We start from the raw sequence: 15382 nt of genomic DNA on the forward strand, positions 1-15382 counted from the left end.
ATAGAGAGTCGCAGGAATGAAGCCGTTCGCCTCCCGTTATCTGCTCCTTGTCGCATTCTCCCTGCTGTTGGGGGCCTGCCAAAGCACGCCGCCGGCGGCCACCGAGGTCCCCGATGCGCGGGCCACGGCCATTGCGCAGCTGGAACAGAACATTGCCAGCAGCGAGCTGGCCACCGCCGAAGACCAGCTGGCCGCGCTCCAGGCGCAGACGCCGGATGATCCGCAGCTGGTGCAGTACCAGCGGCAGCTGGCTGAAGCCTATCTGCAACGCAGCCAGATCGTCCTGCAAAAGGGCGACGTGAATGCCGCCGCCACCGCCCTGAGCCGGGCCCGGGCCCTGATGCCCAAGGCGCCAGCGCTGACCGGCGGAGTCAACAACGCCATCGCCCATGCGCGCAAGGCCGAGCTGGACAAGGCCGAAGCCGCGCTCAAGGCAGCCGAGGCACGCCCGGCCGCGCGCTTGATCGACCCGACAGCGCCCAGCAGTACCATCGCCCTGAATGTCACGGATATCCGCAAACTGCGTCGACAACTCGATGCCCTGGCCGCCGATACGGTGAACTACCAGTGCGACGTGACCATCCAGGTGCCCCGCACCGAGGATTACCCCTGGCTGTCGACCTTGCTGGGCAAGCGCCTGAACAGGCTCGACCCCGACTTCCAGCAGAAGATCAGCCGGCAGATCGTGCGCCATGTACCGGCGCAAATGGTGCTGACCCCACGCCAGGCCCAGTGATTCCCGAGCGCCAGCCCATGGGCTGGCGCACCACCGCGCCCCGCCAGCCTGCCCCTAGAGCTGCATGACGCAAGCATCCGCGATTGTCGATGACCTTTGATCGCGTTATTGCCAAATGGCAGGATGATTGCAAAATAAATGCTAAGAACCTCTATACGGACAGGCTAAAATGCGCGCCCGGCTAACCGCTGATCCTTTTCTAACGCGCCCCACAAGGTTCGCTACGTGATCGAGTTTCAAAGTGTCCATAAAACCTACCGGGTCGCCGGTAAGGATATTCCCGCCCTGCACCCGACCAGTCTTCAGGTCGAGAATGGCCAGGTCTTCGGCCTGATCGGCCATTCCGGCGCGGGTAAAAGTACCCTGCTGCGCCTGATCAACCGCCTGGAGAACCCCAGCGGCGGCAAGATCATCGTCGATGGCGAAGAAATCACCGCGCTGGACGCCAATGGCCTGCGGCGCTTCCGCCAGCAAGTCGGGATGATCTTCCAGCACTTCAACCTGCTGTCGTCCAAGACCGTGGCCGACAACGTCGCGCTGCCCCTGACCCTGGCCGGCGAACTGTCGCGCAGCGACATCGAGCGCCGGGTGGCCGAGCTGCTGGCGCGAGTGGGCCTGGCCGACCACGCCAAGAAATACCCGGCGCAGCTGTCCGGCGGCCAGAAGCAGCGCGTCGGCATCGCCCGCGCCCTGGCCACCCAACCCAAGATCCTGCTGTGCGACGAGGCCACCAGCGCCCTCGACCCGCAGACCACCGCCTCGGTCCTGCAACTGCTGGCGGAGATCAACCGCGAACTCAAGCTGACCATCGTCCTGATCACCCACGAAATGGACGTGATCCGGCGCGTCTGCGACCAGGTGGCGGTGATGGATGCCGGCCGCATTGTCGAGCAAGGCTCGGTGGCCGAGGTGTTCCTGCATCCCAAGCACCCGACCACCAAGCGTTTCGTCCAGGAAGACGAGCAAGTCGACGAAGACGAGCAGCGCGACGACTTCGCCCACGTACCGGGGCGCATCGTGCGCCTGACCTTCCAGGGCGACGCCACCTACGCGCCGCTGCTGGGTACCGTGGCCCGGGAGACCGGGGTCGACTACAGCATCCTCGCCGGGCGCATCGACCGCATCAAAGACACCCCTTACGGGCAACTGACCCTGGCCATCACCGGCGGTGACATGGAGGCGGCCTTCGCCCGCTTCACCGCGGCGGATGTCCATATGGAGGTGCTGCGCTGATGGAAGCGAGCAATTTCTTCAACAACATCGACTGGCTGGAAATCAGCCAGGCCACCGTCGACACCCTGATGATGCTCGGCGGTTCGCTGCTGTTCACCGTGCTCCTGGGCCTGCCCCTGGGCGTGCTGCTGTTCCTTTGCAGCCCGCGCCAGCTGCTCGAGCAGAAAGGCCTGTACGCGCTGCTGTCGTTGATCGTCAACATCCTGCGCTCGCTGCCGTTCATCATCCTGCTGATCGTGATGATTCCCTTCACCGTGCTGATCACCGGCACTTCGCTGGGGGTGGCCGGGGCCATTCCGCCGCTGGTGGTGGGGGCCACGCCATTCTTCGCCCGGCTGGTGGAAACCGCCCTGCGTGAAGTGGATCGCGGCATCATCGAGGCCACCCAATCCATGGGCGCCAGCACCCGGCAGATCATTACCAACGCCTTGCTGCCAGAGGCCCGTCCGGGCATCTTTGCCGCCATCACCGTGACCGCCATCACCCTGGTGTCCTACACCGCCATGGCTGGCGTGGTGGGTGCCGGCGGCCTGGGCGACCTGGCGATCCGTTTCGGCTACCAGCGCTTCCAGACCGACGTGATGGTGGTCACCGTGGTCCTGCTGCTGGTTCTGGTTCAGGTTCTGCAAACCTTCGGCGATAAGCTGGTGGTGCACTTTTCCCGCAAATAACATTGCCGGCCCAGGCCGGCAGGCGCCCAGGTCGGGCGACTTACAAGGAGCTTGATCGATGAAAAAACTGCTCGTCGCTTTCGCAGCCGTGGCCGCGTTCTCCGCGCACGCCGCCGAAACCCTGACCGTGGCCGCCACACCGGTGCCCCACGCCGAGATCCTGGAATTCGTCAAACCGGCCCTGGCCAAAGAAGGCGTGGACCTCAAGGTCAAGGTCTTCACCGACTACGTGCAACCCAACGTACAGGTGGCCGAAAAGCGCCTGGACGCCAACTTCTTCCAGCACCAGCCGTACCTGGATGAGTTCAACAAGGCCAAGGGCACCAAACTGGTGAGCGTGGCCGGTGTGCACGTGGAGCCCCTGGGCGCCTACTCCAGCAAGTACAAGCAGCTTTCCGAACTGCCGGGCGGCGCCACCGTGGTCATCCCCAACGACGCCACCAACGGCGGCCGTGCGCTGTTGCTGCTGGACAAGGCCGGCCTGATCAAGCTCAAGGACTCGAACAACATCCTGGCCACCATCAAGGACATCAGCGAGAACGCCAAGGGCCTGAAATTCCGTGAACTGGAAGCCGCCACCATTCCGCGCGTGCTGACCCAGGTCGACCTGGCGCTGATCAACACCAACTACGCCCTGGAAGCCAAGCTGGACCCGGCCAAGGATGCCCTGGTGATCGAAGGCAAGGACTCGCCTTACGTGAACATCCTGGTGGCCCGTCCTGACGACAAGGACTCGGACGCCATGAAGAAGCTGATCACGGCCCTGCACAGCCCGGAAGTGAAGCAGTTCATCAACGAGAAGTACAAAGGCGCCATCGTGCCGGCGTTCTGATCGACTGCCGAAATACAAACGGGGCGCCTTGAGGCGCCCCGTTTTGTTTATGGCCGAACCTTACGCCGGCAAGCCGGCTGCCAAGGGTTATTTGCGCTGCAACATCAGCGGCAATTGGGCCACCAGTTTCTGGTTGTTCAGCGGCGCACGGATAAAGCCGCGCTGGCTGCCATCCGGGCCAATCACCGCCAGGTTGCCGCTGTGGTCCACGGTGTAGTTGGGCTTGCTGGTATCAGCCGGAATAAAGGGAATGCTCACCGCATTGGCGAGCTTCTGCAGGTCGTCCACCGAGGAGGCGGTCAGGCCCTTGAAGTCCTTGTCGAAGTAACCCAGGTACTGCTTGAGCTGCTGCGGCGTGTCGCGGTTGGGGTCGACGCTGACCAGCACCACCTGCAGTTGGTCCACCGCCTCCTTGGGCAGCTCGCTCTTGATCTGCCGCAGCTGGGCCAGGGTGGTGGGGCAGATGTCCGGGCAGAAGGTGTAGCCGAAGAACAGCAGCGACCACTTGCCCTTCAACTCATCCACCTGCACCGGCTGGCCGTCCTGGTCGAGCATCTTCACTGCCGGCAGGGTGCGGCTCTGGGGCAGCAGGATGATGCCGGCGTCGATCAGCGCGGTCGGGTCGCCCTGACCCTTGCCGGACAGTACTTTGTTGACGGTCAGCCCCAGGATCAGGGCCACCAGCGCAACGAGAATAAAGACGGTTTTCTGAGTTCGAGTCATAGGTTCAACAATAGGTAGTGGTCTACGAGCAGGGCGATAAACAGCAGGAACAAGTAGTAAATAGAATACTTGAAGGTGTTGATCGCCGCGTGCGGCCGAGTGCCACGGTACAGCACCCAGGCCCATTGCAGGAAGCGCCCGCCCAGGGCCAGGGCACACACCAGGTACAGCACACCGCTCATGTGGATGACAAAGGGCAGCAGGCTCACCGCCAGCAGGGCAAAGGTATAGAGCAGGATATGCACCTTGGTGTAGTGCTCGCCATGGGTCACCGGCAGCATCGGGATATCGGCCTTGGCGTACTCCTCCTTGCGGTGGATGGCCAGGGCCCAGAAGTGCGGCGGGGTCCAGGCGAAGATGATCAGCACCAGCAGCAGCGGTTCGGCGCTCAGGTGCCCGGTGGCCGCCACCCAGCCCAGCAGCGGTGGTGCCGCCCCGGCCAGCCCGCCGATCACGATATTCTGCGGCGTCGCACGCTTCAGATAGCCGGTGTAGACCACTGCATAGCCCAGCAGCGAGGCCAGGGTCAGCCAGGCCGTCAGCGGGTTGGTGAAGGCCAGCAGCAAGGCCTGCCCGGCCAGCGCCAGCAGCAGCGCGAAGCCCAGCGCCGCCAGCGGCGATACCCGCCCTTCAGCCAGTGGCCGCTTGTGGGTGCGGGCCATGACCGCGTCGATCCGCCGGTCCACCACATGATTGACCGCCGCCGCACCGCCCGCGCACAGGCCGATGCCCAGGTTGCCGAACACCAATACCGTCCAGGGCACACCGGCACGGGTGGCGAGGAACATGCCCACCAGCGAGGTGATCAGCATCAGCACCACCACCTTGGGTTTGGTCAGCTCCAGGTAGTCGCGCCAGATCGCCTGGCTGCGCTGGCGTTCACCAATCAGAGTCGCCATGGCATCTCTCCTTTGAGGGTGATGGGCCCGGCCACGGGTTTGCGCGGAATCAGGCGCCAACCCAGGGGCAGGCGATCCCGGGCCTGAACCAGGCTGGTACGGGCGTGGTAATTGACCAGCACCAGGGTCAGCAGCAAGGCCGCGCCCCCGGCGTTATGGGCCACCGCCACCGGCAGCGGCAAATGCAACAACACATTGCTCAGGCCCAGGCTGACCTGCACCGCCAGGGCCACCAGCACCAGGCCGGCAAGGCGGCTCATGCCGGTCTGTTTGAGCTGCCAGGCCAGCCCCAGCAGCACCAGGGTCACCAGCACTGCGCCAATCCTGTGGGTCATGTGGATGGCGGTGCGGGCGTCGCTGTCCAGCTGCCCGCCCAGGTAGTTGGGGCCGATATGCTGGGTCAGGTGGAAACCATTGGCAAAATCCATGTTCGGCCACCACTGGCCATGGCAGGTGGGCAGGTCGATGCAGGCCACTGCCGCGTAGTTGGAACTGACCCAGCCGCCCAGGGCAATCTGCCCGATCACCAGCACCAGGCCCGCGGTGGCCCAGTACTGCAGGCGTCGCGGCACGATCAGCGCCGGCAGCACGCCAGACAGGCGCAACGTCAGCAGGAACAGCAGGCTCAGGGTGGCGAAACCACCCAGCAAGTGCGCGGTGACCACCTGGGGCCAGAGCTTGAGGGTCACGGTCCACATGCCGAAGGCCGCCTGGGCGAACACCACTGCCAAGAGGAACAGCGGCAGCTTCAGGGGTTGCCCGGGATGCCGACGATGACTCCAGGCCCGGGCCGCCAACAGCACGATCAACAGCCCCAGGGTGCCGGCGAAATAACGGTGGATCATCTCGTTCCAGCCCTTGTGGGCCTCTACCGGCGCATCGGGAAAATGCAGCTCGGCGTGGGCCAGCTGGGCCTCGCTTTTCGGCACGCTGATAAAGCCGTAACAGCCGGGCCAGTCGGGGCAACCGAGGCCGGCGTGGGTCAGGCGGGTGTAGGCGCCCAGCAACACCACGATCAGGGCCAGCAAGGTGGCGAACAACGCGAGGCGAAATCCAGGTTTGGCCATGACGATGCCCTTATCCGATATTTGACAGTTTCAGCAGGTGGCGCAGGTCGTTGAGCAAGTCCTTGCCCTTGACCTTGGCGTCGTAGCGCAACACCAGGTTGCTGTGCGGATCGACTATCCACAGCTGTGGCGCCTGGGGGTTGCCGGCGCCCTTGGCGAAGGTCGCCAGGTCCAGGGGATAGCGTTGCAACTGTGGGTATTCGCGTTGCAACCGGGCCTCGTACTCGGCGCTCAGGGGCCGGGCGCTGGCCAGGGCATGGCTGGCCCGCGAGGCGTCACGGCCCAGGGCCACCTGAATCTGCCGCGCCAGGTACACCAGTTGCTGGCAGTCCGCGGCGCAGTCCCCGGGGGCGGTCACCAGCACCTGCCAGCGATCGTCCGTAGATGGCACGCCGATTTCGGCCCGGGTCTGCCCGGTGCCGATCAACTCGCCGTGATAACTGCGGCTGTCCGGCACCCAGAACTGCAACTTGTACATGCCGGTGGCGAGGATCATCGGGCCGATCGCCAGCAGCAGGATCAGGATCAGCTGCCAACGGCCACGACGCCGATTGGGCAACCGAATGTCAGAGGTGCTGGGTGGATTCATGGCCGTTCCCATGGCGTTTCTCCCTTGTGTTGTGCCAGCCGAAGTAGAGGTAAAGCGCGAACAGGACCACGGCCAGGGCGAACCACTGCACCGCATAGGCCTGATGTTTCTCCGGGCCCATGGCCACCACCGGCCATTGGGTCAGGTAGGCCCCCGGCCCGGATTCCTGGCGCAGCTCATGCGCGAAACCGCTGCGGCCCAGCTCGGCCCACAACGCCTGCGGCGCCACTGCGGTGATCAGCCGTGGCCAGAGCGCGGCGGTCGGGTCGGCGTGCAACTGGAAGGCGGCGCCCGGGGCGACGTACACCCAGGCCACCAGGCTCAGGCTCTGCTCGGGGGTGTTGAACACGGGCGGCGTGCGCCGGTCGGGCCAGGGCAGCCAGCCACGGTTGATCAGCAGCCAGCGGCCGCTGGCCTGGTCGAGAAAGGGCTGCAGCAACTCGACCCCGACCTTGCCGTCGTGCAGGCGGTTGTCCAGCAGCAGGCTGTGCCCGGCATCGAAATGCCCCTGCAGGCGCACCCGGCGAAAGGCTGGGTCCGCTGTGGCCAGCAGCTCGAACAGGGCCAAGGGTTCGGCGGCACGGTGCTCGGCATAACTGGCCAGCAACTGGCGCTTCTGCTCGCCGCGGTCCAGTTGCCAGAAACCCAGGGCCACCAGCAGCGGCAGCAGTAACAGCACCACCAGGGTCGGCGCGAGGCCCGGCCGGAAACCCTTCATGGATGGCCCCAGAGTCGACGAAATCCACTCGCTATACTGACTTGCATCGCGTCTCCCTCGGAGTCCCACCATGCTCAAAGCAGCCATCGTCCTGATGCTGATTGCCACGGTTGTCAGCCTGTTCAGCGGCCTGTTCTTTCTGGTCAAGGACGACAGTCAATCCAAGCGACTGCTGACCGCCCTGAGTATCCGCGTGGCACTGGCCGCGATCACCGTGGGGCTGATCGCCTGGGGTTTCTTCAGCGGCCAGCTGGTCTCCCATTCGCCCTGGTAACCGCGCCTCAAAGCACGTAGACAAAGACAAACAGGCCGATCCACACCACATCGACAAAGTGCCAATACCAGCTGGCGGCTTCGAAGCCGAACTGGTGATCGGCATCGAAATGCCCACGCAGAATGCGCATCAGCATCACGAACAGAATCAGCGTGCCGATGGTCACGTGGGCGCCGTGAAAACCGGTGAGCATGAAGAAGGTCGCGCCGTAGATCCCCGAACCCAAGGTCAGGCCAAGCTCGTGATAGGCGTGGATGTATTCCTCGGCCTGAAAGCCCAGGAAGGCGCAGCCCAGCAGCACGGTCAGCGCCAGCCAGATCTTCAGCGCGCCGCGATGGCCCTTCTTCAAGGCGTGGTGGGCAATGGTCACGGTGACGCTGGAACTCACCAGCAGCACGGTATTGAGCAGCGGCAAGCCCCAGGGGCTGATGGTGCCCTTGGGCGATGGAAAGAGTTTCGGGTCGGGGTTTTCCAGCAGCGGCCAGACGAATTCGAAGTTCGGCCAGAGCATATGGGCGATGCCTTTGTGCCCTTCGCCGCCCAGCCAGGGCCCGGACAAGTGCCGCACATAGAACAGGGCGCCGAAGAAGGCCATGAAGAACATCACTTCGGAAAAGATGAACCAGCTCATGCCCCAGCGGAACGAGCGGTCGAGCTGAGCACTGTAGAGGCCGGCGCGACTTTCCCTGATCACCGAGCCGAACCAGCCGAACAGCATATAGGCCAGCAACAGGGCGCCAACGAAGAAGATCAGCGGCCCATGGGATTCCGGGTGCCCCGCCTTGAGATCGTTGAACCAGGTCGCCAGCCCCGCCACGGTGACGAACATGCCCACCGTCGCGATGATCGGCCACTTGCTCTGGGCGGGAACGTAATAGTGCTCATGAGTCGCCATGGGGTGTTCTCCTTATCGGGCACGCTAGAACGTCTAGCCACCGGTCTTGGCGGCAACCGCCACCGGTGGATGACGCGCGGTGATATCGAACAGCGTGTAAGCCAGCGTCAGGTGCTTCACATCCTTGGGCATGTCGCGATCAACGATGAAACGCACCGGCATCTCGATCTTTTCACCGGGCTGCAGCACCTGCTGGGTAAAGCAGAAGCACTCGGTCTTGTGGAAGTACATCGCCGCACTGCTGGGGGAAATGCTCGGGATGGCCTGGGCGCTCATGGGGTGATCGCTGGGGTTGCGGGCAATGAAGATCATCTCGTTGACCGCCCCCGGATGAACCACGATGTCATCGGACTTGGGGTAGAAATCCCAGACCATGTCGATGGCATTGGTGGACAGGAACTGCACTCGCACCTGACGCGACACATCCACCTGCTGCCCCTGGTCCGCGTACTGCCCGCCGGTCTTGCCATTGATCCCCAGGGCCTTGCACATCACGTCGTAGATCGGCACCAGGGCAAAGCCGAAGACGAACATCGCGGCCACCACCAGCAGCAGGCGGGTCACCAGTTTCTTCAGCGAGAGCTCGGCCATCTCAACGTCGTCCCTGTAGGAGCGAGCTTGCTCGCGAAAAAATCGTCAACGATGACGCCTGGTGGCTGATGGAACGCCACTTCGTGGCTATCGCGAGCAAGCTCGCTCCTACGACAGCGTTCATTTCACTTCCGGTGGCGTGACGAAGGTGTGGTAGGGCGCTGGCGATGGAATGCTCCACTCCAGCCCTTCGGCACCGTCCCAGGGTTTGGCCGGCGCCGGCGCGCCGCCACGGATGCACTTGATGACAATGAACAGGAAGAAGATCTGCGTGGCGCCGAAGGTGAAGGCACCAATGGAGGAGATCATGTTGAAGTCGGCGAACTGCAGGTTGTAGTCCGGAATCCGTCGAGGCATGCCCGCCAGGCCAACGAAGTGCATGGGGAAGAAGGCCATGTTCATGCCGATGAAGGACAGCCAGAAGTGCAGCTTGCCCAGGGTTTCGTCGTACATGTGCCCGGTCCACTTGGGCAGCCAGTAGTAGGCCGAGGCGAAGATCCCGAAAATCGCCCCCGGTACCAGCACGTAGTGGAAGTGCGCCACCACGAAGTAGGTGTCCTGGTACTGGAAGTCCGCCGGGGCAATGGCCAGCATCAGCCCGGAGAAGCCGCCGATGGTGAACAGGATGACGAAGGCCACGGCAAACAGCATCGGCGTCTCGAAGGTCAGCGAACCCTGCCACATGGTGCTCGCCCAGTTGAACACCTTGACCCCGGTGGGCACCGCGATCAGCAGGGTGGCGTACATGAAGAACAGCTCGCCCACCAGCGGGATGCCGACCACGAACATGTGGTGCGCCCAGACGATGAACGACAGGAAGGCGATGGCCCCGGTGGCGTAGACCATCGAGGTGTAGCCGAACAGCGGCTTGCGGCTGAAGGTGGGGATGATCGAGCTGACGGCGCCGAACGCCGGCAGGATCATGATGTACACCTCGGGGTGGCCGAAGAACCAGAACACGTGCTGGAACAGCACCGGGTCACCACCGCCGGCGGCGCTGAAGAAGCTGGTGCCGAAATGGATGTCCATCAGCATCATGGTCACCACGCCGGCCAGCACCGGCATCACCGCGATCAGCAGGAAGGCGGTGATCAGCCAGGTCCAGACGAACAGCGGCATCTTCATCAGGGTCATGCCCGGGGCTCGCAGGTTGAGGATGGTGGCGATCACGTTGATCGCCCCCATGATCGAGCTGATGCCCATCAGGTGGATGGCGAAGATGAAGAAGGTCACGCTTGCCGGGGCGTAAGTGGTGGACAGCGGGGCGTAGAAGGTCCAGCCGAAGTTGGGCCCGCCACCGGCCATGAACAGGGTCGACAGCAGCAGCAGGAACGCCGCCGGCAACAGCCAGAAGCTGAAGTTGTTCATCCGCGGCAGGGCCATGTCCGGCGCCCCGATCATCAGCGGGATCATCCAGTTGGCCAGGCCGACGAAAGCCGGCATCACCGCGCCGAAGACCATCACCAGGCCGTGCATGGTGGTCATCTGGTTGAAGAACGCCGGCTCGACTATCTGCAGCCCGGGCTGGAACAGTTCGGCACGGATCACCATGGCGAAGCAGCCGCCCACCAGGAACATGCTGAAGCTGAACCACAGGTACAACGTGCCGATGTCCTTGTGGTTGGTGGTCAGTACCCAGCGCATCAGGCCCTTGGCAGGGCCATGGGCGTGGTCATCGTGGCCGGCGTGGCCGTGGTCGTCGATCACAGCACTCATGTCCTGTCTCCTGCGAGCGAATGGACGGGATGATCGGCAGCGGCGCGCCGCGACCCCTTGTGCGAATACCCCACAGGCCGGCTCATTTGCTTTCCGCCTGTTTCAGCGCCAGGACTTCCTTGGGCGTCACCATGTCGCCCTTGTTGTTGCCCCAGGCGTTGCGTTCGTAGGTGACCACGGCCGCGATATCGACTTCCGACAGCTGCTTGCCGAAGGCCGCCATGGCCGTGCCGGGCTTGCCGTGGAACACCAGGCTCAGGTGCGCGTCCTTGGGTCCGGTGGCGATCTTCGAGCCCTTGAGCGCCGGGAACATCGGCGGCAGGCCCTGGCCTTCGGCCTGGTGACAGGCCACGCAGGTGGTGTGGTAGATCTTGTCACCCCGGGCCACCAGCTCGTCGAGGGTCCATTCCTTGCTGGTCAGCTCCTTGAGCTTGGCCGCCTCGGCCTTGCGCTCGCCCATCCAGGTGTCGTAGTCGGCCTGGCTCTTGACCTCCACCACTATGGGCATGAAGCCGTGGTCCTTGCCGCACAGCTCGGCACACTGGCCGCGGTAGATGCCGGGCTTGTCGACCCGGGTCCAGGCCTCGTTGACGAAACCGGGGATGGCATCACGCTTGACCGCGAAGGCCGGCACCCACCAGGAATGAATCACGTCGGCGGCGGTGACCAAAAAGCGCACCTTGACGCCCACCGGCAGCACCAGAGGCTGGTCGACCTCCAGCAGGTAATGCTCGCCCTTGGCGCTCTTGTTGTGGATCTGCTCGGCGGGGGTGGCCAGGTTGCTGAAGAACTCCACATCCTGGCCCAGGTACTTGTAGTGCCACTTCCACTGGTAGCCGGTGATCTGGATGTCGACGTCCGGCTCGCTGGTGTCGTACATCTTGATCAGGGTCGCGGTGGCCGGCACGGCCATGGCCACCAGGATCAGGAAGGGAATGATGGTCCAGAGGATTTCCACCGTGGTGCTTTCGTGGAACCTGGCCGCGACCTGGCCGGTGGAGCGGCGGTGAACGATCATCGACCAGAACATCGCGCCGAAGACGATGACGCCGATCACCACACAGATCCAGAAGATGGTCATGTGCAGGTCGAATACCGCGTGGCTTATCTCGGTAGCCCCAGGCGTCATATTCACTGTCCAGGCGGCTTGCGCCTGGCTGAATACCGACCACAACAGGAGGCCCATCCAGACATGTGGATGTCGCATCATTGCGGGTTCCCCTTATCGTTCTTGTTATCCCGCCGGCTTTACACCTGCGGCAAGGGAGCGGCTGCCTAGACTACGAACTTAAACCGCCGAGCCTCGCTGCATTTGCAGTCGGGCGTCATCAGCTAACTTCATACTCTGGCGAGTATAGACAGCGAGTTCTGCCTCGCAATGCGATGGCGTAAATCAGCTGAAACACCTGGTGTCGGGTTTGCAGGCCACGGCGGGAAAGGGATAGGGCTGGCAGGATCGCAAAGCGATATAACCCCGATGACTAAGCATGAAATAATTATGACAAATGCGTCTTAAGCGATTTTGTAAGCACGCTAACTTATGTCTTCCCTAACCCGTCCCCTCGTTCCCCGGAGATTGCATGAACACCGCCGCATTGCGCGAGCAGATCCGCCTGGCCCAGCAGCACGAAGCCAGCACGGGTCTCTTGACCCGGCAATTGGAGAGCCAACTGCCGCACCTGCACCCCGCCATCCTGCTGCCCGAAGTCGACGCCAAGGGCGTCATGACCCGTTTTGTCAGCGCCTATATCGATCAGGTCCCGGACCTGCTGGACGCCGCCAACGCGGTGGCCCGTGAAGCCGGCATCGAATCGCAGATCAAGCCGGTACTGAAGATTGCCGAGCAATTCTTCCTCCAGCCCCCGGCCATCATGGACGGCCATATCGGCCTCGACAGCCTGCTGGACGAAGCCTACCTGGCGCTGCGCCTGGTGGAAGAAGTCAACGACCTGTACATCAAGCATTTCGCCCGTCCACTGATCCCCCTGGACATGACGGTCGCCAACCTCATCGCTCACCAACTGATCGGCGAAACCTTCGCCAACCAGCTCGATGAAGCGGTGCACCACGCCCTCGATGCCATGCTCGACGAAGAAAGCTTCGCCCTGGAATCGGTGGAGACCTACCGCGAAAAGTTGGTCAGCCCGGACACCGAAGCCGCCTGGAAACGCTGGCCCTGCCTGTCACGCCAATTGGGCGTGGAACTGGAACTCGACCAGCCCGCCGCCTGACCCAAGCCTCGCCAGCAAGGCCCGCACAGGGCCTTGTGGCGAAGGGGCCGGCCGCCTCCATGGCGCTCCTGGCCAAACCTCACCTGCAGTTTCCAAAAGGGATCAGAAACGCGCCTTGGGCGTGGCCACGGGAATCGGATGGCTGCCGTCCAGCGGCAGGAAGCAGCCCTTGTCGGCATCGTAGGCCTTGATCGAACTGGTCTCGATGTCATAGACCCAGCCATGGATGAACAGCTGGCCGTTGGCCATGCGCGACGCCACCGAAGGGTGGGTGCGCAAATGCTGCAGCTGGGCGATGACGTTTTCCTCGGTCAGCACATGCATGCTCGAGGCTTCATCGGCGCAATCGCAATTCTCGTGAACCATGGTCCGGGCCACTTCGGCGTGGCGCAGCCAGGCCTTCACCGTGGGCATCTTCTCCAGGCTCTGCGGGTTGAGCACCGCACGCATGGCGCCGCAGTCCGAGTGCCCGCAAACGATGATGTGATGCACGCCAAGAGCCAGCACCGCGTACTCGATCGCCGTGGATACGCCGCCGTTCATCTGCCCGTAAGGCGGTACCACGTTGCCCACGTTGCGGGTCACGAACAGGTCGCCGGGAGAACTCTGGGTGATGAGCTCGGGCACGATGCGCGAGTCTGCGCAGGCAATGAACATCGCCCGTGGCCGCTGGGCGGTGGCGAGTTTCTTGAACAGCTCTTCCTGCTGCGGGAAGACTTCGTGATGGAAATGCAAAAAGCCGTCAACAATATGCTGCAGCGCTGCATCGGCGGTTTCGGCGACCTCGGGGGAGGCTGGAGCCGACGCAGCCAACGGCTGTTTATCCTTGTCACTCATAGTTGATTCTCTCAGTCGGATTTACTGAATTTTCCAGAATTATCTGACGCGATGCCAGCAATCGATTAAAAAACAACCGATTTTTCCAGCAGAAACCACTGATCACCGGCAGGGCCAGACCACCGCAAAAAACCTAGCGCAAAGCCCATGAAGCTCTCTAGCGTGCAACTTCGGACGCTATGGAAGGCTGCCCGGGGAACCGGGGCCAACTCTTCAACGATAGGCCAATCCGCTTTACAGCAAGGCCATCTGCCGTCCCGGTGGACAGAAGGCCGAGCAATCCAGGTCGAAGCCCGCGCGACGCTCCAGGCCCAGGCGCTTGAGCGCCTTGGCGAAGCGCTGGGCCAACAGGTCGGCGAAAGGCCCCTCGCCGCGCATGCGGCTACCGAAACGACTGTCATAGAGCTCGCCGCCGCGGCTCTGGCGAATCAGGCTGAGCACATGGGCGGCCCGTTGCGGGTAATGCGCCGCCAGCCATTCCTCGAACAGCGGCGCCACCTCCAGGGGCAGGCGCAGCATCATGTAGGCCGCGCTCTGCGCCCCGGCGGCATGGGCCTCGGCCAGCAGGCTTTCCAGCTCGCTGTCGTTGATCATCGGAATCATCGGCGAACACAGCACCCCCACCGGAATGCCCGCCTCGCGCAGCACCCGGATTGCCCGCAAGCGCGCCTTGGGCGCCGCGGCCCGGGGTTCGAGAATGCGTTTGAGCTCGTCGTCCAGGGTGGTCAGGCTGATCATCACCGCCACCAGCCGCTGCTGCGCCAGCTCGCTCAGCAGGTCGAGGTCGCGCAGGATCAGCGAACCCTTGGTGACGATGGTGACGGGATGCCGATAGCGCAGCAGCACTTCCAGGGTGCGCCGGGTCAGTTGCTGTTCGCGCTCGATGGGCTGGTAGGGGTCGGTATTGGAACCCAGGTTGATCGGCGCGCACTGGTAGCCGGGCTTGGATAGCTGCTGCTCCAGCAGGGGCGCGGTGTTGCTCTTGGCGATCAGCCGGGTTTCGAAATCCAGCCCCGGGGACATGTCCCAATAGGCATGGCTGGGCCGCGCATAGCAGTAGATGCAGCCATGCTCGCAACCACGATAGGGGTTGATCGAACGATCGAAGGGCAGGTCTGGCGAGTTGTTGCGGGTGATGATGGATTTCGCCGTTTCAAAGCGCACCTCGGTGCCCTGGGTCAGCGGTACTTCCTGGTACCAGCCGTCATCCTCGACCACCGAGCGACTGGGGGCGAAGCGGTTGTGCGGATTGCTGGCGGTGCCGCGACCACGGGGAGGCAGGGGACTGGACATGAAAGCGGCTCCTTTACTGTATATAAATACAGTAAAGGAGTCAGATTTATCTGACCAGCACCGCCGGACCGAAAACC

17 protein-coding genes are annotated in these 15382 nt (G+C 63.3%); 6 read left to right on the top strand and 11 right to left on the bottom strand.

The features are described 5' to 3' along the window. Positions 1-16: 16 nt before the first annotated feature. The 4 genes from J4P02_RS15565 (at position 17) to J4P02_RS15580 (ending at position 3472) form a co-directional block, all read left to right on the top strand. Complete coding sequence (locus J4P02_RS15565; RefSeq protein ID WP_426191743.1) at positions 17-736, top strand: PA5502 family lipoprotein; 720 nt, start codon at positions 17-19, stop codon at positions 734-736. A gap of 225 nt (positions 737-961) precedes the next feature. Then, positions 962-1969, top strand: coding sequence for a methionine ABC transporter ATP-binding protein (locus J4P02_RS15570; protein ID WP_426191745.1), 1008 nt, complete (start codon positions 962-964; stop codon positions 1967-1969). Next, the gene (locus tag J4P02_RS15575) at positions 1969-2640 is read left to right on the top strand and encodes a methionine ABC transporter permease (protein ID WP_426191747.1); all 672 of its coding nucleotides are present in this window, start codon (positions 1969-1971) and stop codon (positions 2638-2640) included. Before J4P02_RS15570 ends, J4P02_RS15575 begins: the two co-directional genes overlap by 1 nt. Positions 2641-2698: 58 nt before the next feature. Beyond that, a complete protein-coding gene (locus tag J4P02_RS15580) occupies positions 2699-3472 on the top strand; it encodes a MetQ/NlpA family ABC transporter substrate-binding protein (RefSeq protein WP_426191750.1) in 774 nt (257 codons plus the stop codon). A gap of 87 nt (positions 3473-3559) precedes the next feature. On the opposite strand, the gene J4P02_RS15585 is transcribed toward J4P02_RS15580, so the two are convergent. The 5 genes from J4P02_RS15585 to J4P02_RS15605 are packed head-to-tail and all read right to left on the bottom strand — an operon-like array spanning position 3560 to position 7468. Next, positions 3560-4195, bottom strand: a complete 636-nt coding sequence (locus J4P02_RS15585) for an SCO family protein (protein WP_426191752.1) — start codon at positions 4193-4195, stop codon at positions 3560-3562. Beyond that, positions 4192-5094 carry a heme o synthase gene (gene cyoE, locus J4P02_RS15590; RefSeq protein WP_426191754.1) on the bottom strand — a complete coding sequence of 301 codons (903 nt, stop codon included), beginning with the start codon at positions 5092-5094 and terminating at the stop codon, positions 4192-4194. The genes J4P02_RS15585 and cyoE overlap by 4 nt, the downstream gene beginning before the upstream one ends. After that, positions 5082-6161 (bottom strand): COX15/CtaA family protein, encoded by a 1080-nt coding sequence (locus J4P02_RS15595; protein ID WP_426191756.1) that lies wholly within the window; start codon positions 6159-6161, stop codon positions 5082-5084. The genes cyoE and J4P02_RS15595 overlap by 13 nt, the downstream gene beginning before the upstream one ends. Before the next feature lie 10 nt (positions 6162-6171). After that, complete coding sequence (locus J4P02_RS15600) at positions 6172-6762, bottom strand: hypothetical protein (RefSeq protein ID WP_426191758.1); 591 nt, start codon at positions 6760-6762, stop codon at positions 6172-6174. Then, the gene (locus J4P02_RS15605) at positions 6728-7468 is read right to left on the bottom strand and encodes an SURF1 family protein (protein ID WP_426191760.1); all 741 of its coding nucleotides are present in this window, start codon (positions 7466-7468) and stop codon (positions 6728-6730) included. Before J4P02_RS15605 ends, J4P02_RS15600 begins: the two co-directional genes overlap by 35 nt. A 70-nt stretch (positions 7469-7538) precedes the next feature. Here J4P02_RS15605 and J4P02_RS15610 point away from each other — a divergent pair, with 70 nt between their 5' ends. Further along, entirely contained in the window at positions 7539-7742 is a 204-nt protein-coding gene (locus J4P02_RS15610) for a twin transmembrane helix small protein (RefSeq protein WP_426191762.1), read from the top strand. A gap of 7 nt (positions 7743-7749) precedes the next feature. Here J4P02_RS15610 and J4P02_RS15615 read toward each other — a convergent pair whose 3' ends face one another. The 4 genes from J4P02_RS15615 to coxB all read right to left on the bottom strand — a co-directional run bounded on the left by J4P02_RS15615 (position 7750) and on the right by coxB (position 12154). Beyond that, positions 7750-8637, bottom strand: a complete 888-nt coding sequence (locus tag J4P02_RS15615) for a cytochrome c oxidase subunit 3 (protein ID WP_426191764.1) — start codon at positions 8635-8637, stop codon at positions 7750-7752. A 33-nt stretch (positions 8638-8670) separates the two neighbouring features. Next, positions 8671-9228 carry a cytochrome c oxidase assembly protein gene (locus J4P02_RS15620; RefSeq protein ID WP_426191766.1) on the bottom strand — a complete coding sequence of 186 codons (558 nt, stop codon included), beginning with the start codon at positions 9226-9228 and terminating at the stop codon, positions 8671-8673. 120 nt (positions 9229-9348) lie between these two features. After that, on the bottom strand, positions 9349-10944 hold the full coding sequence (gene ctaD / locus J4P02_RS15625) for a cytochrome c oxidase subunit I (RefSeq protein ID WP_426191768.1): 1596 nt from the start codon (positions 10942-10944) through the stop codon (positions 9349-9351). A gap of 82 nt (positions 10945-11026) precedes the next feature. Next, on the bottom strand, positions 11027-12154 hold the full coding sequence (gene coxB, locus J4P02_RS15630; protein ID WP_426191770.1) for a cytochrome c oxidase subunit II: 1128 nt from the start codon (positions 12152-12154) through the stop codon (positions 11027-11029). Positions 12155-12524: 370 nt separating this feature from the next. On the opposite strand from coxB, the gene J4P02_RS15635 reads away from it, so the two are divergent. Then, positions 12525-13175: a hypothetical protein gene (locus tag J4P02_RS15635; RefSeq protein WP_426191772.1), complete on the top strand. Its 651-nt coding sequence runs from the start codon at positions 12525-12527 to the stop codon at positions 13173-13175. 102 nt (positions 13176-13277) lie between these two features. On the opposite strand, the gene J4P02_RS15640 is transcribed toward J4P02_RS15635, so the two are convergent. Together J4P02_RS15640 and J4P02_RS15645 are read right to left on the bottom strand one after the other, a co-directional pair. Further along, a complete protein-coding gene (locus tag J4P02_RS15640; protein WP_426191774.1) occupies positions 13278-14012 on the bottom strand; it encodes a carbonic anhydrase in 735 nt (244 codons plus the stop codon). Between the two features lie 234 nt (positions 14013-14246). Continuing rightward, positions 14247-15305: a PA0069 family radical SAM protein gene (locus J4P02_RS15645; protein WP_426191776.1), complete on the bottom strand. Its 1059-nt coding sequence runs from the start codon at positions 15303-15305 to the stop codon at positions 14247-14249. Between the last annotated feature and the right edge of the window lie 77 nt (positions 15306-15382).

This window comes from Pseudomonas sp. NFXW11, from assembly GCF_049887815.1.
Classification (GTDB): Bacteria; Pseudomonadota; Gammaproteobacteria; order Pseudomonadales; family Pseudomonadaceae; genus Aquipseudomonas.